Source organism: Citrobacter sp. BIDMC107, from assembly GCF_001037575.1.
In the GTDB taxonomy this organism is placed as follows: domain Bacteria; phylum Pseudomonadota; class Gammaproteobacteria; order Enterobacterales; family Enterobacteriaceae; genus Citrobacter; species Citrobacter freundii.
Genome location: NZ_KQ089848.1, coordinates 926479 through 947596 on the forward strand (window position 1 = coordinate 926479; position 21118 = coordinate 947596).

General features: G+C 51.5%; 19 protein-coding genes. 14 read left to right on the forward strand and 5 right to left on the reverse strand.

The genetic code is table 11. The features are described from left to right. Positions 1 to 3: 3 nt before the first annotated feature. Complete coding sequence (seqA, locus tag SK39_RS27050) at positions 4 to 546, reverse strand: replication initiation negative regulator SeqA (RefSeq protein ID WP_003022848.1); 543 nt, start codon at positions 544 to 546, stop codon at positions 4 to 6. Positions 547 to 740: 194 nt separating this feature from the next. On the opposite strand from seqA, the gene ybfF reads away from it, so the two are divergent. From ybfF to tcuC, 9 genes are all read left to right on the forward strand, one after another. Continuing rightward, positions 741 to 1514, forward strand: a complete 774-nt coding sequence (ybfF, locus tag SK39_RS04445; RefSeq protein ID WP_099530268.1) for an esterase — start codon at positions 741 to 743, stop codon at positions 1512 to 1514. Positions 1515 to 1642: 128 nt separating this feature from the next. Continuing rightward, positions 1643 to 1930: a LexA regulated protein gene (gene ybfE, locus SK39_RS04450; protein ID WP_003022842.1), complete on the forward strand. Its 288-nt coding sequence runs from the start codon at positions 1643 to 1645 to the stop codon at positions 1928 to 1930. Positions 1931 to 2085: 155 nt separating this feature from the next. After that, positions 2086 to 2616 (forward strand): flavodoxin FldA, encoded by a 531-nt coding sequence (gene fldA, locus SK39_RS04455; RefSeq protein ID WP_003022839.1) that lies wholly within the window; start codon positions 2086 to 2088, stop codon positions 2614 to 2616. 210 nt (positions 2617 to 2826) lie between these two features. Next, a complete protein-coding gene (locus SK39_RS27055) occupies positions 2827 to 2913 on the forward strand; it encodes a ryhB-regulated fur leader peptide (protein WP_049259739.1) in 87 nt (28 codons plus the stop codon). Continuing rightward, positions 2906 to 3352, forward strand: a complete 447-nt coding sequence (gene fur / locus SK39_RS04460) for a ferric iron uptake transcriptional regulator (RefSeq protein ID WP_003022836.1) — start codon at positions 2906 to 2908, stop codon at positions 3350 to 3352. The genes SK39_RS27055 and fur overlap by 8 nt, the downstream gene beginning before the upstream one ends. A gap of 129 nt (positions 3353 to 3481) precedes the next feature. Next, complete coding sequence (tcuR, locus tag SK39_RS04465) at positions 3482 to 4408, forward strand: tricarballylate utilization LysR family transcriptional regulator TcuR (RefSeq protein WP_003835537.1); 927 nt, start codon at positions 3482 to 3484, stop codon at positions 4406 to 4408. 97 nt (positions 4409 to 4505) lie between these two features. After that, on the forward strand, positions 4506 to 5909 hold the full coding sequence (tcuA, locus tag SK39_RS04470; RefSeq protein ID WP_016149788.1) for an FAD-dependent tricarballylate dehydrogenase TcuA: 1404 nt from the start codon (positions 4506 to 4508) through the stop codon (positions 5907 to 5909). Next, positions 5896 to 7035, forward strand: coding sequence for a tricarballylate utilization 4Fe-4S protein TcuB (tcuB, locus tag SK39_RS04475; protein ID WP_003835540.1), 1140 nt, complete (start codon positions 5896 to 5898; stop codon positions 7033 to 7035). The genes tcuA and tcuB overlap by 14 nt, the downstream gene beginning before the upstream one ends. A 53-nt stretch (positions 7036 to 7088) precedes the next feature. Continuing rightward, the gene (gene tcuC / locus SK39_RS04480) at positions 7089 to 8384 is read left to right on the forward strand and encodes an MFS transporter (protein ID WP_048216699.1); all 1296 of its coding nucleotides are present in this window, start codon (positions 7089 to 7091) and stop codon (positions 8382 to 8384) included. Between the two features lie 51 nt (positions 8385 to 8435). On the opposite strand, the gene SK39_RS04485 is transcribed toward tcuC, so the two are convergent. From SK39_RS04485 to nagE, 4 genes are all read right to left on the reverse strand, one after another. Continuing rightward, positions 8436 to 8768: a ChiQ/YbfN family lipoprotein gene (locus SK39_RS04485; RefSeq protein ID WP_003022817.1), complete on the reverse strand. Its 333-nt coding sequence runs from the start codon at positions 8766 to 8768 to the stop codon at positions 8436 to 8438. 49 nt (positions 8769 to 8817) lie between these two features. Further along, positions 8818 to 10224 carry a chitoporin ChiP gene (chiP, locus tag SK39_RS04490; RefSeq protein ID WP_048216700.1) on the reverse strand — a complete coding sequence of 469 codons (1407 nt, stop codon included), beginning with the start codon at positions 10222 to 10224 and terminating at the stop codon, positions 8818 to 8820. A gap of 435 nt (positions 10225 to 10659) precedes the next feature. Continuing rightward, a complete protein-coding gene (gene glnS, locus SK39_RS04495) occupies positions 10660 to 12327 on the reverse strand; it encodes a glutamine--tRNA ligase (protein WP_048216701.1) in 1668 nt (555 codons plus the stop codon). Positions 12328 to 12513: 186 nt separating this feature from the next. After that, positions 12514 to 14463 carry a PTS N-acetyl glucosamine transporter subunit IIABC gene (nagE, locus tag SK39_RS04500; RefSeq protein ID WP_003835548.1) on the reverse strand — a complete coding sequence of 650 codons (1950 nt, stop codon included), beginning with the start codon at positions 14461 to 14463 and terminating at the stop codon, positions 12514 to 12516. Positions 14464 to 14805: 342 nt separating this feature from the next. On the opposite strand from nagE, the gene nagB reads away from it, so the two are divergent. From nagB to asnB, 5 genes are all read left to right on the forward strand, one after another. After that, positions 14806 to 15606: a glucosamine-6-phosphate deaminase gene (gene nagB / locus SK39_RS04505; RefSeq protein ID WP_003022803.1), complete on the forward strand. Its 801-nt coding sequence runs from the start codon at positions 14806 to 14808 to the stop codon at positions 15604 to 15606. A gap of 60 nt (positions 15607 to 15666) precedes the next feature. Beyond that, complete coding sequence (gene nagA, locus SK39_RS04510) at positions 15667 to 16815, forward strand: N-acetylglucosamine-6-phosphate deacetylase (protein ID WP_003022800.1); 1149 nt, start codon at positions 15667 to 15669, stop codon at positions 16813 to 16815. A gap of 8 nt (positions 16816 to 16823) precedes the next feature. Next, positions 16824 to 18044: a DNA-binding transcriptional regulator NagC gene (gene nagC, locus SK39_RS04515; RefSeq protein WP_003022796.1), complete on the forward strand. Its 1221-nt coding sequence runs from the start codon at positions 16824 to 16826 to the stop codon at positions 18042 to 18044. A gap of 166 nt (positions 18045 to 18210) precedes the next feature. Then, on the forward strand, positions 18211 to 18963 hold the full coding sequence (nagD, locus tag SK39_RS04520; RefSeq protein WP_003022792.1) for a ribonucleotide monophosphatase NagD: 753 nt from the start codon (positions 18211 to 18213) through the stop codon (positions 18961 to 18963). 299 nt (positions 18964 to 19262) lie between these two features. After that, entirely contained in the window at positions 19263 to 20927 is a 1665-nt protein-coding gene (asnB, locus tag SK39_RS04525) for an asparagine synthase B (RefSeq protein WP_003835552.1), read from the forward strand. The last annotated feature ends 191 nt before the right edge of the window (positions 20928 to 21118 follow it).

The following is a 21118-nucleotide window of genomic DNA, read 5'->3' on the forward strand; positions in this document are numbered from 1 at the left end:
GGATTAAATTGTTCCGCAAACCTTTTCAATCAATTCCGCAGGGAATTGCATTGACTGCATGATGTGTTCAACCATGCTGCATTTACGGCCGGTATTGGTATTGGTGATCACCCAGTACGGCGTGCCTGGCACGTGCTTCGGTTTGGTTTGATTACCATTTTTCAGCAGCGTCTGTTCATCAGCTGCAAAATAAACACGCGTACGACCATGCAACGATTCCGTTGCTTCGGCGAACGCGTTTTGATCCAGTGAATAGAGTGTAGACAGCACCAGCATAAAGCGATTTACTGCTTTCTTCTGTTCCGCGTATTCGTCGGACAGCAGCAGCTCACGCATCGCGCGCACTTTATCTTTTACGGGGTTAACCGGCTTGGCTTCCACGACAGGTTGCACAGCGCGGACTTCTTTGACTATCGGAGTGACAGGCTGTGATGCGGCGGAAAATTTCAACATACGCCGTAAAATGTCGGATGCGCTCTCGCCAATATGCTTGGTGTGGCTGGCAATATAGCTATAGAGTTCATCATCAACTTCAATCGTTTTCATCTTAATCCAGTGCAGTGTTTAGCTGAATACAAGTTGTCGGGGTAAACACACGTAGTGTAAAGGCAAATCCCAACAGCGGATAGCGTCAAGCCTGGTGGCCAGCAAAACTCAGAGTAACCGTAGTTGTTGCAGCCATGTGGCAGAATGGTCAACATGATACCCTAACCCGTGAGTGTGAAAAAAAGAACTTTGCCATGAAATTGAATATCCGAGCGCAATCTGCGCAAAACCTGCACAATAATTCTCCCATCGTCCTGGTTCACGGCTTGTTTGGCAGCCTGGATAACCTGGGGATCCTGGCACGCGATCTAGTAGCCGACCACCACATCATCCAGGTCGATATGCGAAACCATGGCCTCTCCCCTCGTTCACCTGAGATGAATTATCCGGCTATGGCGCAAGATTTGCTGGATACGCTGGACGATCGGCAGATCGAAAAAGCGATCTTTATTGGCCACTCGATGGGCGGAAAAGCCGTCATGGCGCTGACTGCTCTGGCTCCGGAACGTGTCGAACGGCTGGTCGCCATCGACATTGCTCCCGTTGACTACCATGTTCGCCGCCACGATGAGATTTTTGCGGCAATCAATGCCGTAACCGATGCACAAGCGTCCTCACGCCAGCAGGCGGCAAGCGTCATGCGCCAGCACCTGCAAGAGGAAGGTGTTATCCAGTTTCTGCTGAAATCCTTTGTTGACGGCGAGTGGCGCTTTAACGTTCCCGTATTGTGGGATCAATATCCGCATATCGTCGGTTGGGAAACCATTCCTGCGTGGGAGCATCCGGCGCTGTTTATCCCAGGCGGCAACTCACCGTATGTTACCGAAGCGTATCGCGAACAACTGCTGGCGCAATTCCCACAAGCTCGTGCGCACGTTATAGCAGGCGCCGGGCATTGGGTGCATGCCGAAAAACCGGAGGCGGTGCTGCGCGCCATCCGTCGTTATCTGAGCGAGCAGGCTAACTGATTAAAAACTCAGCGTCTGCGCGCGATTACGCGCGCGGGCGTTGGCGTGTCTCCCCTGCTGATGTATTATGGCGCGCTATCCATCCGGGCAGACGCCTGGCTGATTGTTTCCCCGAAGTCACCAAGATCATGGCCAAAGAACAAACGGACCGTACGACATTAGATCTGTTCGCGCAGGAGCGTCGCCCGGGACGACCCAAAACTAATCCGCTCTCGCGTGATGAACAGTTACGTATTAATAAACGTAATCAGCTTAAGCGTGACAAAGTTCGCGGGCTTAAGCGTGTCGAACTGAAACTGAACGCTGATGCCGTTGACGCTCTGAACGAGCTGGCTGAGGCACGCAACATGAGTCGCAGTGAACTCATCGAAGAGATGCTGATGAACCAACTCAGCGCATTGCGCGGTCAGGCATAGTCTGAATTTCTGCTCTAAATCATAAATCGTGTAGCACAGAGTGCAGTCCTGCGTGTTTGCTGTTTCCGCATGCCAGACTGTTCTGCTATGATTGCCCTTATCCGTGGGCAATGCGCCACCATCATTTCAATAAGTTTCAAGAGGTTATTTTACTCATGGCAATCACTGGCATCTTTTTCGGCAGCGACACCGGTAATACCGAAAACATCGCAAAAATGATTCAAAAACAGCTTGGTAAAGACGTTGCCGATGTTCATGACATTGCAAAAAGCAGCAAAGAAGACCTCGAAGGGTATGACATTCTGCTGCTCGGCATCCCAACCTGGTACTACGGTGAAGCGCAGTGCGACTGGGACGACTTCTTCCCTACCCTCGAAGACATTGATTTTAACGGCAAACTGGTTGCATTGTTCGGCTGTGGCGACCAGGAAGATTACGCAGAATATTTCTGCGATGCGTTAGGGACCATTCGCGATATCATCGAACCGCGCGGCGCAACCATCGTTGGTCACTGGCCAACGGCAGGTTATCACTTTGAAGCGTCCAAAGGTCTGGCTGACGACGACCATTTTGTCGGTCTGGCTATCGATGAAGATCGCCAACCTGAACTGACCGCAGAACGCGTAGAAAAATGGGTTAAGCAGATCTCTGAAGAACTGCACCTCGACGAAATCATTAATGCCTGATTTCGTGTGGCGCAGATTTCCATCTGCGCCGCATCAATAGATAAAACCAATCAAAATAATTGCTACAAATTTGTAACTTTTTCGTCTGACCCTGTACAATGGCTGGATGCCAATCGGGTGTTGCACAGTGTGTTTGTCGGCGATACCACGTTTTGATTAACAATATATGCCAGAGACTTGCAGTTTTCATTTAGCCATGGCAGTTCTATAATGAATCGCATTATCTCAAGTGCAATTTCTGTCACTTCTGTTAATGAAGTGAATCGTTTAGCTACAGGACAGATTCCGCATGACTGACAACAATACCGCATTAAAGAAGGCTGGCCTGAAAGTAACGCTTCCTCGTTTAAAAATTCTGGAAGTTCTTCAGGAACCGGATAACCATCACGTCAGTGCGGAAGACTTATACAAACGCCTGATCGATATGGGTGAAGAAATTGGTCTGGCGACCGTGTATCGCGTGCTGAACCAGTTTGATGATGCCGGTATCGTGACCCGCCATAATTTTGAAGGTGGTAAATCCGTCTTCGAATTGACTCAACAGCATCATCACGATCACCTCATCTGCCTTGACTGCGGCAAAGTGGTCGAGTTCAGCGATGATTCCATCGAAGCCCGCCAACGTGAGATTGCGGCTAAACATGGCATTCGCTTAACTAACCATAGCCTCTATCTTTACGGTCACTGTGCCGAAGGCGATTGCCGCGAAGATGAGCACGCCCACGACGGCAAATAATGTAATGCTTTCTGAAAAGCCAACCATCCGGTTGGCTTTTTTTATGGGCGTTACCTGCCCTTTTCCCCTTCCCTCCGCTCCTGTGTTGCTTTAATGTAAAAATCAATTGCCCCCTTCCGGAGAGTCGAAATGGAACTTCGCCAGCTACGCTATTTTGTGCGCATTGTAGAAACCGGCAGCATGGGTAGCGCGGCGCTCGATCTCAATATCGGGGTTTCGGCACTCAGCCAGCAAATGTCGCGTCTGGAAAACGAACTCGCTATTCGCCTGCTGCAGCGCACTTCGCGAGGCGTGACCCCCACCAGCGCCGGACTGGCTTTTTACTCCCAGGCGCAGCTGGCGCTCCGTCACGCAGACGATGCAATCCTCGCCGCGCGTGAATCCCGGCTTTCCGGGCACGTCAGCGTCGGCATGGCTCCCAGTACCGCTTCAGTTCTCGGTATGCCTTTTATTCACGCCATGCGGGAAAGCTATAGCGATGTTCGCCTGCATGTAGTGGAAAGTCTCTCTGGTAATCTGGAACGGATGATTAATACCCGACAGATTGATCTGGCTGTGGTGTTTCAAAAAGAAAAGATCCTGCGCTGGAGTGCCAGACCGATTCTCGAAGAACGGCTGTTTTTGATTGGGACCCATGCCCTACTGGCTGATATTACCGATGACAATATTGCCCCAGCCCAGTTGGCGAGTATTCCATTGATAATGCCCAGCCCAGGCCACGGTCTGCGCGGCAGGCTGGAAGCAATTTGTCAGGAACACTCGCTGAACATTGAGATCGCTACAGAAATTGATGGTCTGGCGCTGCTGATGCGCGCCGTGCGCAGTGGCATTGGCGCCACTCTTCAACCCGGAGCGGCGATTTCCCATCTCGATAAAGAGACGCTAAGAGTGATCGGCGTCCATAATCCGATACTTAGCCGCCCCAACTTTCTGGTGAGCCTCTCTGACGATGAGCTCACCCCGGCGGGCCTCGCAGCCCGCGTGGTGCTGACGAAAGTGATGCATCAACTGGTGGAAGCAGGACGCTGGCCAGGCGCCATCCTTTACAATAACTAAAGCCCTCTTTAGCACTACGTCATAGCGCCCGCACAAGCCGTTCGCATACATTTTAATTACAAATTTAACAATTAGTTAAATGGTAATGGAGTATACGATGGTTGATGTTCTGGTGATTGGCGGTGGCAATGCTGCCTTATGCGCTGCCCTTACCGCCCGGGAGCAAGGCGCTTCCGTTTTACTACTCGAAGCGGCTCCCCGGGAATGGCGTGGGGGAAATTCCCAACACACGCGTAACCTGCGCTGTATGCATGATGCACCGCAGGATGTGCTGGTGGAAAGCTATCCGGAAGAGGAGTTCTGGCAAGATCTGCAGCGCGTCACGGAAGGAAATACCAACGAAGCCCTGGCTCGTCTGGTGATCCGCACCTCTTCACAGTGTCGCGACTGGATGCGCCGACACGGCGTCAATTTTCAACCTCCTCTCTCTGGCGCTTTACACGTGGCGCGAACCAACGCCTTTTTTATGGGCGGTGGCAAGGCCCTGGTGAATGCCTATTATCGCAGCGCAGAAAAACTGGGAGTGCAGATCCGCTATAACACCCCCGTTCAGGCGCTTGAACTGCGTAATGGCGAGTTCGTGGCGGCGCTGGCAGGTGAAGAGCGCATCACAGCTAAATCCTGCGTGCTTGCCGCGGGCGGGTTTGAGTCAAACCGCGAATGGCTGCGAGAAGCGTGGGGAGAGAACGAGCGCGGCGAATGGCCTGCAGATAACTTTCTGATTCGCGGCACGCGCTTTAACCAGGGCGTACTGCTCAAATTTATGATCGATGCCGGAGCCGACATCATCGGCGAACCCTCCCAGTCACACTGCGTAGCCATTGACGCCAGAGCGCCATTATATGACGGCGGGATTTGTACCCGCGTGGACTGTGTTTCGCTCGGCATAGTCGTCAACCGTGACGCTGAGCGTTTTTATGATGAAGGCGAAGATTTCTGGCCCAAACGCTACGCCATCTGGGGACGACTGGTCGCCCAACAGCCCGGGCAGATTGGCTACTCCATTATCGACAGTAAAGCCATCGGCCACTTCATGCCTCCGGTCTTTCCTGGCGCACAGGCCAATACGCTGGCGGAACTGGCTCATCAGTTGGGGCTGAATGGCGAACACTTTACCCACACCGTGACGGAGTACAACAACGCCTGCCAGCCCGGCCAGTTCAACCATACCATTCTGGATAACTGCACGACAAAAGCGTTAACCCCCGCGAAGACACACTGGGCGCGACCACTGGACCAGCCGCCTTACTACGGCTATGCCCTGCGGCCAGGGATCACTTTCACCTATCTCGGGTTAAAAGTAAATGAACGCGCTGCCGTACACTTTGCCGGGCAGCCAAGCCGCAACCTGTTCGTCGCCGGAGAGATGATGGCGGGCAACGTGCTGGGCAAGGGCTACACCGCAGGCGTGGGCATGTCAATCGGTACCACTTTTGGCCGTATTGCCGGAAAAGAAGCCGCGCTGGCCGCACGTAAGGAGACTCGTCATGAGGCAGCTTGAGAAACTGATTATCGACGCGCAAATTATCACCGAACCGGAAGCGGAAGTTGAACGCGTGATGCAGGTCTGCAACGCCTGTCGCTATTGTGAAGGATTTTGCGCCGTGTTCCCGGCAATGACGCAGCGCCTGGAATTCGGTAAAGCGGATATCAATTATCTGGCAAACTTGTGCCATAACTGCGGTGCCTGCCTGCACGCCTGTCAGTATGCCCCGCCTCATGAGTTTGCCATCAACGTGCCGAAGGCGATGGCAGAAGTCCGGCTTGAAACCTATCAGCACTACGCACAACCCGCGGCCTTTGGCGCGCTTTATCGTCGCGCAGGCGTCACCGTGACGCTGGCGCTGGTTTTCGGTCTGATCCTGTTTTTACTGCTCGCCATGGGGTTAAAAGGCTCGTTACTCCATCCTCCGTTGGCCGGAGATTTCTACCAAATTTTCCCGCATAACCTGCTGGCCTGGATGTTTGGTTCGGTATTTATTCTGGCGATAGGTCTGCTGATGGCGGGCGTTATCCGCTTCTGGCGCGAGATTTCTCCCGGTATGCCACGTTCCGTCGAAATTGCTGAAGCTTCACACGATGCGCTGACACTAAAGTATCTCGATGGTGGGCACGGTAAAGGTTGTAATGAAGCAGATGATGCCTTCACTCTGATGCGCCGCCGTTTTCATCACTTCACTTTCTACGGTTTTCTGCTCTGCTTTGCCGCCACCGTGGTGGCGACGGGCTATCACTATTTCGCAGGTATAGAAGCACCCTATCCGTTCTTCAGCGTTCCGGTCATGCTGGGCACGTTAGGCGGCATTGGCCTGGTTGTCGGCCCGGCTGGCTTGCTATGGCTCAATCTCAAGCGTTCACCGCTACATGGCGACGCACGGCAAAAACCGATGGATCGCGGTTTTATTTTGCTGCTGCTGCTGACCAGTCTGACCGGTTTAGCCCTGCTGGCAGGAAGAGACTCGTCCTGGATGGCTATTTTGCTCGCCATTCACCTCGGCGTGGTCATGGCGCTCTTTCTGACCATTCCTTACGGAAAATTTGCCCATGGATTTTACCGCTGCGCAGCCTTACTCAAGTGGGCGATTGAGAAACGGCGCGGCAAACAGGCGGGGGTCACAGACAACTAACCCGCACACTCTTACCTCTATAAATATTATGATAAGACAGTGGAGCAAACCCAATGACACAACAACCATCGCGCGCCGGAACTTTCGGCGCAATACTGCGGGTAACCAGCGGTAATTTTCTCGAACAGTTCGACTTTTTTCTGTTCGGGTTTTACGCCACCTATATTGCAAAGACCTTCTTTCCCGCGGAGAGTGAATTTGCCGGGCTAATGTTAACTTTCGCCGTTTTTGGCTCGGGTTTCTTAATGCGACCCGTTGGCGCCATTGTGCTGGGTGCTTACATCGACAGAATTGGTCGTCGTAAAGGCCTGATGGTGACGCTGGCGATTATGGGCTGCGGTACCCTGCTGATAGCCCTTGTACCTGGCTATCACAGTATTGGCCTGCTGGCTCCCGTGCTGGTATTACTTGGACGATTATTACAGGGATTTTCTGCAGGCGTAGAGTTAGGCGGTGTCTCGGTTTATCTTTCGGAAATCGCCACGCCTGGCAATAAAGGCTTCTACACCAGTTGGCAGTCGGCCAGTCAACAGGTCGCCATTGTGGTAGCGGCGCTGATTGGTTACGGTCTGAACGCCACTTTGGGACACGATCAGATCTCGGAATGGGGCTGGCGCATTCCCTTCTTTATTGGTTGCATGATTATTCCTTTGATCTTCGTGCTCCGCCGCTCGCTGCAGGAAACAGACGCATTTTTACAACGCACGCACCGCCCCGACACTCGGGATATTTTCACCACTATCGTCAAAAACTGGCGTCTTATCGCTGCAGGTACGCTGCTGGTGGCGATGACCACAACGACATTTTACTTCATCACCGTCTACACCCCGACCTACGGCAGGGCTGTACTCCACCTGAGCGCTCGCGACAGCCTGGTGGTCACCATGCTGGTCGGTATTTCTAACTTTATCTGGCTGCCCATTGGCGGGGCAATTTCTGACCGAATTGGTCGTCGTCCGGTGTTAATGGGGATTACCGTACTCGCTCTGATCACCACCTGGCCGGTAATGCACTGGCTCACCGCCGCACCAGATTTTACACGCATGACCTTGGTCCTGCTTTGGTTCTCATTCTTTTTTGGTATGTATAACGGGGCAATGGTAGCCGCACTCACCGAGGTGATGCCGGTCTATGTGCGTACGGTGGGCTTTTCACTGGCATTCAGTCTTGCCACGGCGATTTTTGGCGGCCTAACGCCGGTCATATCCACGGCACTGGTTCAGCTAACCGGGGACAAAAGCTCACCGGGATGGTGGCTGATGTGCGCGGCACTTTGCGGACTCGCCGCCACGGCAATGCTGTTTGTCCGGCTAAGTCGGGGTTATCAACCAGTGGAAAATAAGCTCTGAAATGCAAACGGGCGGAAAATTCTCCGCCCGTTGTCTTTTTCATTTTTTGAATTACTGTGCGGCATTCTTGCTGCGAATTTCCTGCCAGACTTTATCGCAATCAGCATTAACGGCCTGATCGTTACCCGTGCGCGTAGCCTGGATACACTGCTGATAATCCAGCACGCGTACGCTTTCTTCATTGGCAAACTGCTGGTGCTGTTTTTCTTTCTTCAGTACATTCAACACGCTTTGGCAGGCTTCTATTTTTTCCGGCGATCCTTGAGCGGTATTAATACACGCGCTGTAGGCTTCTTTCAGACGGCTGTCTTCTTTCGGTGCAGGGGATTGCGTACAAGCCACCAGCCCTGATGCCATAACGGCGATGAGTATCAGTTTTTTCATAGCACGTTCCTCAACGAGGCGGCAGGCGCCCGGCCTGCCGCTATTGGCATTAGAAGATAGTGAACGGAGCAATAACGATGAATTTCACGTCACGCTCATCCTGGAAGATGTTGCCGTAACCACCACCCCAGCTCGGAATATCTGAATGGTTGTCGTACTGGGTGAAGTGCAGTTTAAACATAGTGCCCTTCGCACGACCATCCTGCAGGGTGTAGACCGCATCCAGGCTGTAAGAAGATTCTTCGATAGTGCGGTTTTTGTCGTAGTACGCATCCGGGTTGAGCTGCCAGGTAGCGGGTTTGGCATCCCATGCATAAACGTAGGACGCGCCCACTGCCCAGCCCGGCAGGTTCCAGTTCTTCAGGTCATACATTGCGCCGAAGAAGACTGCCTTTTCGCCGTTGGCGTTGAAGTCAGAACGGTTATCCCACCACACGTCCAGGCGACCGTTTGATGAGGCGTAGGTCGGGGTCATACGCTGCAGGAAGTAGCCTTGCTGCCCATCTGCTTTAACCCATGTGCCTTCCAGACGCAGGTCGACCACTTCCGCTACTTTATAACCGAAGGTCAGCGCCTGCAGCCAGGCCGTGCCGTCATAAATATCGTTCACGGTGCGATCGTCAACTTTGTCACGTGCGCCGTAGAATTGATAGCTGGTAGTAAACGGGTTACCGCCTAAATCGAATTTGTAGCTGGCTTTGGCGAAGTACTGATCGACGTAGCCTTCAGACTGACCAAATGCCGCTTCCAGTAACAGGTTATTTTTGAAGTCATATTTCGCGCCGATTGAATGCAGGTAATCAACGCTGGTCTTTTTATCAGCCTGATAGAATTTATCGACTTCGGTGTGCCACGGCGCTTTATATTCGTTAGCCCACATATAGGAGAAGCTTAGTGCTCCAGCATCACCATAGTCGAAGTTGGCACCGGCTTCAGCCCCCTGATAGGTACCTGGCATAAAGCTCCAGTGCGGTGCCAGCAAAGTCTGCCCGGTTGGTTGAATGTAACCGGCACGCGCCCAGGTTGGGCCGTATTTAAATTTAGCTGCTGCTTTATAAAGGCTAATCCCGCTCTTATCGCCGGAGTAATCCTCGTCATAGCCTTTATTTTTGGAAGAGAATGCGATTTCGTTTGGATGGCCGCTTTCGCTACTTTCGTTCATTTCAATAGCGGTAAATGCTGCGATATCAATACCAAACATATCGGCCGCATAACCGGACTGGAAGTCGAGGTTAGCGTTCCAGGTGGAGTGAGAAAGGTTGGTTTTGTATTTGTCATGATCGGTCACATCTTTACGGTCACGCTCACGCTGCCAGTAATAGATGCCGCCGGTTAAGGTTGAGTCATCAATAAATCCTTCGGCGTGTACCTGCGGAGCGACAACAAAACCCGACATTGCTGTGATACCGGCGATAGACAGCGCCAGCGTACTACGTTTGCCACTAAACGTACGCATATGTTAATCCTCTTTGACATAAAAATGCTGCCGATATAAGCGGACAGCGAAAAAACAAAAATTAAAAAAGTAGCGCCAAGAAAACCTCAGTGACTACAATGAATAGACTATTTTTCGCGACGCGAATTATCAATCTCTTTCTGTAACGAGTATGTAATAGTATGAGCAACCGCACATATTTCATTGCTTTCTGTTACATTTTCATTGGGAGATAAAAAAGCGTCGAAAAAATGAAAAAATCGCTTGTTTTCCATAGAGATGAAATCGGTTTCAGCCCATTTCACATTGAGGTAAGTTATTTAAACGTAAAAACATTCAGCCGATTTATTATTACAGACATGTAATTAATTCGCTGCGCAAACGGAGCCTGTCAAACGGTTTTTTTGCGAAAAAAAACGCCGCATGAAGCGGCGTTTAGAGAGGATGTGTTGCGACTTATTCGCCCGCTTTAGCCCACGTATCACGCAGACCAACGGTACGGTTAAACACCAGCTTGTCAGCCGTTGCATAACGGCTGTCCAGGCAGAAGTAACCTTCACGCTCAAACTGGAACGCTTTACCTGCAACCGCAGCCTGCAGCGACGGCTCACCGTAACCCTGCTTAATGACTAGCGATTCCGGGTTAATAACGGACAGGAAGTCTTCCGCCGCACCTGGGTTTGGCACGCTAAACAGACGGTCGTACAGACGGATTTCAATCGGTAGCGCATGGGACGCGCTCACCCAGTGAATAACGCCTTTAACTTTACGACCATCGGCCGGATCTTTGCTCAGGGTGTCAGCATCGTAGGTGCAGAAAATGGTGGTGATCTTCCCTTCTGCATCTTTCTCAACACGTTCGGCCTTGATCACGTATGCATTACGCAGACGTACTTCTTTACCCATCACCAGACGCTTGTACTGCTTGTTCGCTTCTTCGCGGAAGTCTGCGCGATCGATCCAAATTTCACCGCTAAACGGTACTTCACGGCTACCCATTTCCGGTTTATTCGGATGGTTAGACATAGTGACCAGCTCGCTTTCGCCCTGCGGGTAGTTTTCGATAACCAGTTTCACCGGATCGATAACCGCCATCGCGCGCGGAGCATTTTCGTTCAGATCTTCGCGGATGCAGGATTCCAGAGAAGCGATCTCAATGGTGTTGTCCTGTTTGGTCACGCCAATGCGTTTGCAGAACTCACGGATCGCGGCAGCGGTGTAACCGCGACGACGCAGGCCAGAGATCGTCGGCATACGCGGATCGTCCCAGCCTTCAACGTGCTTGTCGGTCACCAGCAGGTTCAGCTTGCGCTTGGACATCACGGTGTATTCCAGATTCAGGCGCGAGAATTCGTACTGGCGCGGATGAACCGGAATGGTGATGTTGTCCAGCACCCAGTCATACAGACGACGGTTATCCTGGAACTCCAGCGTACACAGTGAATGCGTAATGCCTTCCAGCGCATCGCTGATGCAGTGGGTAAAGTCGTACATCGGGTAGATGCACCACTTGTTGCCGGTCTGATGGTGTTCGGCGAACTTAATGCGGTACAGCACCGGATCGCGCATCACGATAAACGGCGAAGCCATATCGATTTTCGCACGCAGGCAGGCCTTACCTTCTTCAAAGCCACCGGTACGCATTTTTTCGAACAGCGCCAGGTTCTCTTCAACGCTACGATCGCGGTACGGGCTGTTTTTACCTGGCTGAGTCAGCGTGCCACGGTATTCGCGGATTTCGTCCGCTGACAGTTCGTCAACGTACGCCAGCCCTTTATTAATAAGCTCTACCGCATAGGCGTGAAGCTGATCGAAGTAATCCGAAGAGTAGCGAATGTCGCCAGTCCAGTGGAAACCTAACCATTCAACGTCGTTTTTAATCGACTCAACGTACTCGATATCTTCTTTAACCGGGTTCGTATCATCAAAACGCAGGTTGCACTGGCCCTGGTAATCTTGCGCAATGCCAAAGTTCAGACAAATGGATTTCGCGTGGCCAATGTGCAGATAGCCATTTGGCTCCGGCGGAAAACGGGTATGGATAGTGGTGTGCTTACCACTGGCCAGATCTTCATCGATGATCTGACGAATAAAGTTACTCGGGCGGGCTTCAGCCTCACTCATCGTGGATTCCTCAAAGCGTAAACAACGTATAACGGAGTATGATCTTATAAGCGACGTCAGGAGACAACTATTAGTTGCACAAAAAAGCTGTTCAGCAGGAGATATGAGGGCATTTGCTGCAAAAAAAAGCGGCGGAGGACTATCCCCCGCCGCTTAAGGCACTTAACTCACTTTACTCAGGAGCAGTTACTTACCTTTAATCTCATACAGTGGTGTTTGACCAGCAACCACATGACCTTCGGCTTTAATGACCAGAGCGCCGAAATCATCGCTGTTGCTGCACACAACCGGGCTTATCATAGAACGTGCATTAGCGTTCAGGAACTCCAGATCCATTTCCAGAATCGGTTGACCTGCAGTAACTTCCGCACCTTCTTCAACCAGACGCTTAAAGCCTTTACCTTCCAGCGCGACGGTGTCGATGCCCATATGGACCACGATTTCCGCGCCTTTAACAGTTTCCAGGCAGAACGCATGGTTAGTGTTGAAGATTTTCACGATGGTGCCCGCAGCCGGAGCAACCACGATTTTATCCGTTGGTTTCACCGCCACGCCGTCACCTACAGCTTTGCTGGCGAAGGCTTCATCAGGAACCTGCTCCAGCGCAACTACGTCACCGGTAATCGGAGAAACCAGCGCTTCAACGGTGACTGCATTCGCTACAGCCTGCGGTTTTGCTGCCGGAGCCGCTGCTGCTGGCGCACTTTCACCAGACGCTGCTGCCACCGGGCCACGCGCGACAACTTTCTTCATTTCGTCGCCGATGGATTCAGCTTTCGCACCCACGATGACCTGAATTGTTTGCTTATTCAGCTTAACGACACCCGATGCTCCTAAACGTTTACACATCGCATCGTTTACGCGACCGGAGTCGGCAACGGTCAGACGCAGACGAGTGATACAGGCATCAATCGCTTTCAGGTTATCAGTGCCGCCAACCGCTGCAATGTAGCTGGTTGCCAGTTGAGCCAAACCTTCTTCAGTGTTGCTGTTGGCTTCTTCAGTAACGATATCGTCTTCTTTATCTTCGCGGCCCGGCGTTTTCAGGTTAAACATACGAATAACCGCGCTGAACAACACAAAGTAGATAACGAAGAACACCAGACCCATCACCACCAGCATCCAGACGTTCTGGCTTGCTGCCGGCAGGTTGTACATCAACACGTAGTCGATAGCACCTGCGGAGAAGGAGAAGCCTGCGTGGATCCCCAGCAGTGTTGCAACGAACAGGCTGATACCCGTTAACAGTGCGTGCAGGAGGTACAGCAGCGGAGCCAGGAACATGAACAGGAATTCCAGCGGCTCGGTAACACCGGTCAGGAACGCGGTGATCGCAACGGACAGCAGCATACCGCCAACCATCGGACGACGTGCTTTCGGAGCCGCGAAGTACATCGCCAGCGCCGCACCCGGCAGACCAAACATCATGATCGGGAAGAAGCCAGACATGAACATACCCGCAGTGCCGTCACCCGCGTAGAAGCGGTTGATGTCACCGTGGAATACGGTACCTGCAGCGTTAGTAAATTCGCCAATCTGGAACCAGGCGATAGTATTCAGCACCTGATGCAGACCGGTTGGGATCAGCAGACGGTTGATGAAACCAAAGATACCGGAACCCAGCGCGCCAGCGCCCACGATCCACTCACCACCCGCATGGATGGCATTCTGTACCGGTGGCCATACGTAACCGAAGATAGCAGCCAACACCAGACAGAAGAAGCCAGTGGCGATCGGCACGAAGCGTTTGCCGCCAAAGAAGCTCAGGAAGTCAGGCAGTTTGATACCAGACCAGCGGTTATACACGGCACCGCCGACCAGACCGGTGATGATACCAGCCAGCACGCCCATATTGATTGCAGGGTTAATGGTAACCATTGCTTTGGTCAATATGAAATAACCGACCGCACCTGCCAGCGCTGCTGCACCTGCGCTGTCTTTTGACCAGCTGGAAGCAACACCGATCGCAAATATTAACGCGAGGTTATCAAAGATGGCCCCACCCGCTTGCGCGATGAAGGGTACGTTAAGTAAATCTGGTTGGCCGAATCGCAGCAGCAGTGCCGCGACTGGCAGCACAGCGATGGGGAGCTGTAACGCCCTACCCAGCCGCTGGAAAAAACCTAAAATATTCATTTTATTCCCCCTACGAGACCCCGATTAGGCTTCTTTGAAGCCATATTTTTATTGTGTGACCATTCCTGACAGCAAGATTCTGGAACAACGATATTAACCATTCATCTACATTCAGAGTGTGTGAAAAATTAATTCGTATCGCAAATTAAACGCGTGTTTTTTGTGATTTCAGTCACCAAATATCGTTATTAACCCTCCCTTCCACTGGCTAACTACGAAAACTTATTTTATCATTCAAAAAATCGAAATGGATTGATCCTTACCGATGCAAAACCAGGTTACGCTTAATACTGCACAGAGACTCAATCCGCCAATTGCTTACATTTACTTTTGAGGTGAAGAATGAGACTGATCCCCCTGAATACCGCTGAACAAGTCGGCAAATGGGCTGCTCGCCATATCGTTAACCGTATTAACGCGTTCAAACCAACGGCAGATCGTCCGTTCGTTCTGGGCCTGCCGACTGGCGGTACTCCGCTGACAGCTTATAAAGCATTGGTTGAAATGCACAAAGCGGGCCAGGTGAGCTTCAAGCATGTTGTTACTTTCAATATGGACGAATATGTTGGCCTGCCGAAAGAGCATCCGGAAAGCTACCACAGCTTTATGCACCGCAATTTCTTTGATCACGTTGATATTCCAGCAGAAAACATCAACCTCCTCAATGGTAATGCGCCGGATATTGATGCAGAATGCCGTCAGTATGAAGAAAAAATCCGTTCTTACGGTAAAATCCACCTGTTTATGGGCGGTGTAGGCAACGATGGTCACATCGCGTTCAACGAACCGGCTTCCTCTTTGGCTTCCCGTACCCGTATCAAAACGTTGACTCACGACACACGTGTTGCTAACTCACGCTTCTTTGACGGCGACGTAAGCCAGGTGCCTAAATATGCGCTGACCGTTGGCGTGGGTACCCTGCTGGATGCCGAAGAGGTGATGATCCTGGTTCTGGGCCACCAGAAAGCACAGGCGCTGCAAGCCGCCGTTGAAGGCAACGTTAACCACATGTGGACCATCAGTTGCCTGCAGTTGCATCCAAAAGCCGTTGTGGTCTGCGATGAGCCTTCCACCATGGAACTGAAAGTGAAGACGCTGAAATACTTCAACGAGTTAGAAGCGGAAAATATTAAAGGTCTGTAATTGATGTCTCCGCCCTGTCGATGAGTTGCAGGGCGGCATTTTTTGAAATCGGGGGTCGGAATGTATGCTTTAACCCAGGGCCGGATCTTTACCGGTCACGAAATTCTTGATGACCATGCGATTGTTGTCGCCAATGGCCTGATTGACAGCGTTTGCCCACTGGCTGAGTTACCGTCAGGAATTGAACAGCGCTCACTGAATGGGGCCATTGTTTCCCCCGGTTTTATTGATGTACAGCTAAACGGCTGCGGCGGTGTACAGTTTAACGATACGGCAGAAGCCGTGACCGTTGAAACGCTGGAAATCATGCAGAAAGCCAATGAAAAATCTGGCTGCACCAACTATTTACCAACGCTTATCACCACCAGCGATGACCTGATGAAACAGGGTGTTCGCGTGATGCGTGAATACCTGGCGAAACACCCGAATCAGGCATTAGGACTTCATCTTGAAGGCCCGTGGCTGAACCTTGTGAAAAAAGGTACCCATAATCCTGGATTTGTCCGTCAGCCGGACGCTGCGTTGGTTGATTTCCTGTGCGATAATGCGGATGTGATCACCAAAGTCACACTGGCACCAGAAATGGTCCCGGTAGAGGTCATCACCAAACTGGTTAATGCCGGTATCGTGGTTTCTGCGGGTCACTCCAATGCAACGGTCAAAGAAGCCAAAATCGGTTTCCGCGCAGGCATCAGCTTTGCGACCCATTTGTTCAACGCGATGCCGTACATTACCGGTCGTGAACCAGGTCTGGCGGGCGCAATTCTTGATGAAGCCGATATCTACTGCGGTATCATCGCCGATGGCCTGCACGTTGATTACGTTAACATTCGTAATGCTAAGCGCCTGAAAGGCGACAAGCTGTGCCTGGTCACTGACGCGACCGCGCCAGCAGGTGCAAACATTGAACAGTTCATTTTCGCTGGTAAAACAATATACTACCGCAATGGACTGTGTGTTGATGAGAACGGTACGTTGAGCGGTTCATCATTAACCATGATTGAGGGTGTACGCAATCTGGTCGAACATGCGAATATCGCTCTCGACGAAGTCCTGCGCATGGCAACGCTCTACCCTGCTCGCGCCATTGGCGTCGACAAACAACTCGGCAGTATCGCGCCAGGCAAAGTAGCCAACCTGACTGCGTTCACGCACGACTTTAAAATTATCAAGACCATCGTTAATGGCAACGAGGTCGTTACTGAGTAAGAGAAAGAATGACACCAGGCGGACAAGCTCAAATAGGTAATGTTGATCTCGTAAAACAGCTTAACAGCGCGGCGGTTTATCGCCTGATTGACCAGCATGGGCCAATCTCGCGAATTCAAATTGCCGAGCAAAGCCAGCTTGCCCCCGCCAGCGTAACCAAAATTACGCGTCAGTTGATCGAACGCGGGCTGATCAAAGAAGTCGATCAGCAGGCCTCCACCGGGGGCCGCCGCGCTATCTCTATCGTCACAGAAACCCGCAATTTCCACGCAATTGGCGTACGCCTGGGTCGCCACGATACGACGCTCACTCTCTATGATATGAGCAGTAAAGTGGTCGCCGAAGAGCATTACCCTCTCCCGGAGCGCACCCAGGAAACGCTGGAATATGCGCTGCTCAACACCATTGCCATCTTTATAGAGAGCTGTCAGCGGAAAATCCGCGAGCTGATCGCAATTTCTGTCATCCTGCCAGGCCTTGTCGATCCTGAAAGCGGCGTCATCCGCTATATGCCACACATTCAGGTCGAAAACTGGGGGCTGGTCGAAGCGCTCGAAAAACGCTTCAAAGTTACCTGCTTTGTTGGTCACGATATTCGCAGCCTGGCGCTGGCTGAGCACTATTTCGGGGCAAGCCAGGATTGCGAAGACTCCATTTTGGTGCGAGTGCACCGCGGAACCGGCGCGGGAATTATTTCCAATGGCCGCATTTTCATCGGTCGCAATGGCAACGTCGGTGAGATTGGTCATATTCAGGTTGAGCCGCTGGGTGAGCGCTGTCACTGCGGTAATTTCGGCTGTCTGGAAACCATTGCGGCCAACGCCTCTATCGAACACCGCGTACAAAACTTGCTAAAGCAAGGCTATCCAAGCCGGCTCACGCTGGATGATTGCAGTATCAAAGCCATCTGTAAGGCAGCGAATAAAGGCGATAATCTGGCAGCAGAAGTCATCGAGCATGTTGGCCGCCATCTGGGTAAAACCATCGCTATCGCCATCAACCTCTTTAATCCGCAGAAAATCGTCATTGCGGGCGAAATTACCGAGGCTGATAAAGTACTGCTGCCTGCAATAGAAAGTTGTATCAACACGCAGGCTTTGAAGGCGTTTCGCCATAATTTACCGGTGGTTCGGTCCACGCTGGATCACCGCTCCGCCATTGGCGCCTTTGCGCTGGTGAAACGCGCAATGCTTAACGGGACTTTGCTGCAACGTTTGCTGGAAAGCTAATACACGTCATCCTTCAAGCTGCCTCTGCGTTAGCTGCATCTGCTCACCCCAGTCACTTACTTCAGTAAGCTCCGGAGGTTCGCAGACTTGCCGCCTTGATGCGACTCGAATGATGTAGTGTATTTTGTGTATAGTAATGCCTTCTTTTTTTAATGTCGGATTGTCCATGGCCATTAAGAATGTAATTTGTGATATCGACGGCGTGCTGATGCACGACAATGTTGCTGTACCGGGTGCGGCAGAATTTCTGACTGGGATCCTGGAAAAAGGTCTGCCGTTAGTCCTGCTGACTAACTACCCTTCGCAGACCGGGCAAGATCTGGCAAACCGCTTCGCCACCGCAGGTGTGAATGTCCCTGATAGCGTCTTTTATACTTCCGCGATGGCTACCGCTGATTTTCTTCGTCGCCAGGAAGGAAAAAAGGCCTATGTGGTTGGTGAAGGCGCGTTAATTCACGAACTGTATAAAGCTGGATTTACCATTACCGACGTGAACCCCGATTTTGTGATTGTTGGCGAGACGCGTTCCTATAACTGGGACATGATGCATAAAGCGGCGTATTTTGTCGCCAACGGCGCTCGTTTTATCGCCACTAACCCGGATACCCACGGTCGCGGCTTTTATCCCGCCTGTGGAGCACTCTGTGCCGGTATTGAGAAGATCTCAGGTCGTAAACCATTTTATGTCGGCAAACCAAGCCCGTGGATTATTCGCGCGGCGCTCAACAAAATGCAGGCGCACTCAGAAGAAACCGTCATTGTTGGCGACAACCTGCGCACCGATATTTTGGCAGGTTTTCAGGCGGGTCTGGAAACTATCCTGGTACTGTCTGGCGTATCCAAGCTCGATGATATTGACAACATGCCGTTCAGACCAAGCTGGATTTACCCGTCTGTTGCTGAAATTGATGTGATTTGATTCGCAGGCCGGATAAGACATAAGTTCGTCTTATTCGGCAATTATGCAGCGTTATTGCCGGATGGCGGCGTCATCGTCTTATCCGCCCCACGAAGCCCCTCCATTCAATAAAACCGCCATAAAACTGTCGATTCATCAATAAACACGTCTATTCTGTAATCTTTTTTCACCAATCTACAATGACCATTGCAGTTTTTATTTTCTGACCCGCAATTCGCTTGCGCCCTCTCCCGCTTTGCGGCATTTTCTTTATCAAGCAAACATAAAAAGCATCACGCAACAGGTTAACGGAGAAGGTTATGTGTTCTATTTTTGGCGTATTCGATATTAAAACTGACGCAGTTGAACTGCGTAAAAAAGCCCTGGAATTGTCTCGTCTGATGCGCCATCGCGGCCCGGACTGGTCGGGTATTTATGCCAGTGATAACGCCATTCTGGCACACGAACGTCTGTCCATCGTCGACGTCAACGCCGGTGCTCAGCCGCTGTACAACGTGAAGAAAACGCATATCCTGGCGGTTAACGGTGAAATTTATAACCACCAGGCGCTGCGCGCTGAGTACGGCGATCGCTATCAGTTCCAGACCGGTTCCGATTGCGAAGTTATCCTCGCGCTGTATCAGGAAAAAGGCCCAGAGTTTCTGGATGATCTGCAAGGCATGTTTGCTTTTGCCCTGTATGACAGCGAGCAGGACGCTTATCTGATCGGTCGCGATCATATTGGGATCATCCCGCTGTATATGGGTTACGACGAACACGGTAACTTCTATGTTGCGTCTGAAATGAAAGCGCTGGTTCCTGTCTGCCGCACAATCAAAGAATTCCCGGCCGGTAGTTATTTATGGAGTAAAGACGGCGAAATTCGTCAGTACTACCAGCGCGACTGGTTTGAATACGATGCAGTCAAAGACAACGTTACCGATAAAAACGAGCTGCGCCAGGCGCTGGAAGATGCGGTGAAAAGCCACCTGATGTCAGATGTTCCTTATGGAGTACTGCTGTCCGGCGGTCTGGATTCATCCGTCATTTCCGCGATCACTAAAAAATACGCGGCACGCCGTGTTGAAGATCAGGAACGTAGCGAAGCCTGGTGGCCACAGCTGCACTCCTTCGCCGTCGGCCTGGAAGGCGCTCCGGATCTGAAAGCTGCGCAAGAGGTGGCAAACCATTTGGGTACCGTGCACCACGAGATCCACTTCACCGTGCAGGAAGGTCTGGATGCTATCCGCGACGTGATTTATCACATCGAAACTTACGATGTCACGACGATTCGCGCCTCGACGCCAATGTACTTAATGTCGCGTAAAATTAAAGCGATGGGCATTAAAATGGTGCTGTCGGGCGAAGGTTCGGACGAAGTATTTGGCGGTTATCTCTATTTCCACAAAGCGCCAGATGCAAAAGAACTGCACGAAGAAACCGTGCGCAAGCTGCAGGCACTGCATATGTTCGACTGCGCCCGTGCCAACAAAGCGATGTCAGCCTGGGGCGTGGAGGCACGCGTGCCGTTTCTGGATAAGAAATTCCTTGATGTGGCGATGCGCATCAACCCGCAGGACAAAATGTGCGGCAACGGCAAAATGGAAAAACACGTTCTGCGCGAATGTTTTGAGTCCTACCTGCCGGCAAGCGTCGCATGGCGTCAGAAAGAGCAGTTCTCTGACGGTGTCGGTTACAGCTGGATTGATACACTGAAAGAAGTCGCTGCTGAACAAGTTTCTGACCAACAACTGGAAACCGCCAGCTTCCGTTTCCCATACAACACGCCATCATCTAAAGAAGCGTATTTGTACCGTGAGATTTTCGAAGAGTTGTTCCCGGTTGCGAGCGCTGCGGAATGTGTGCCTGGCGGGCCATCTGTAGCCTGTTCTTCCGCTAAAGCGATCGAATGGGATGAAGCGTTTAAAACCATGAACGATCCGTCTGGTCGTGCGGTTGGCGTACACCAGTCCGCTTATAAATAAGTTAATCCTTAGAAAAGGGCCCTGCGGGGCTCTTTTTTTATGTCTGTTTTCTGTGCAAAAAAACAATTAATAACTAATAATTGCCGAATATTGCGTCATGCTGTTCGCAACCTAACCAAACAGTCACATTCCAGCTATTTTCAATGAAAAAGGGGTTGACGCTTCAAGGCTCAATACGCATAATGCGCCCC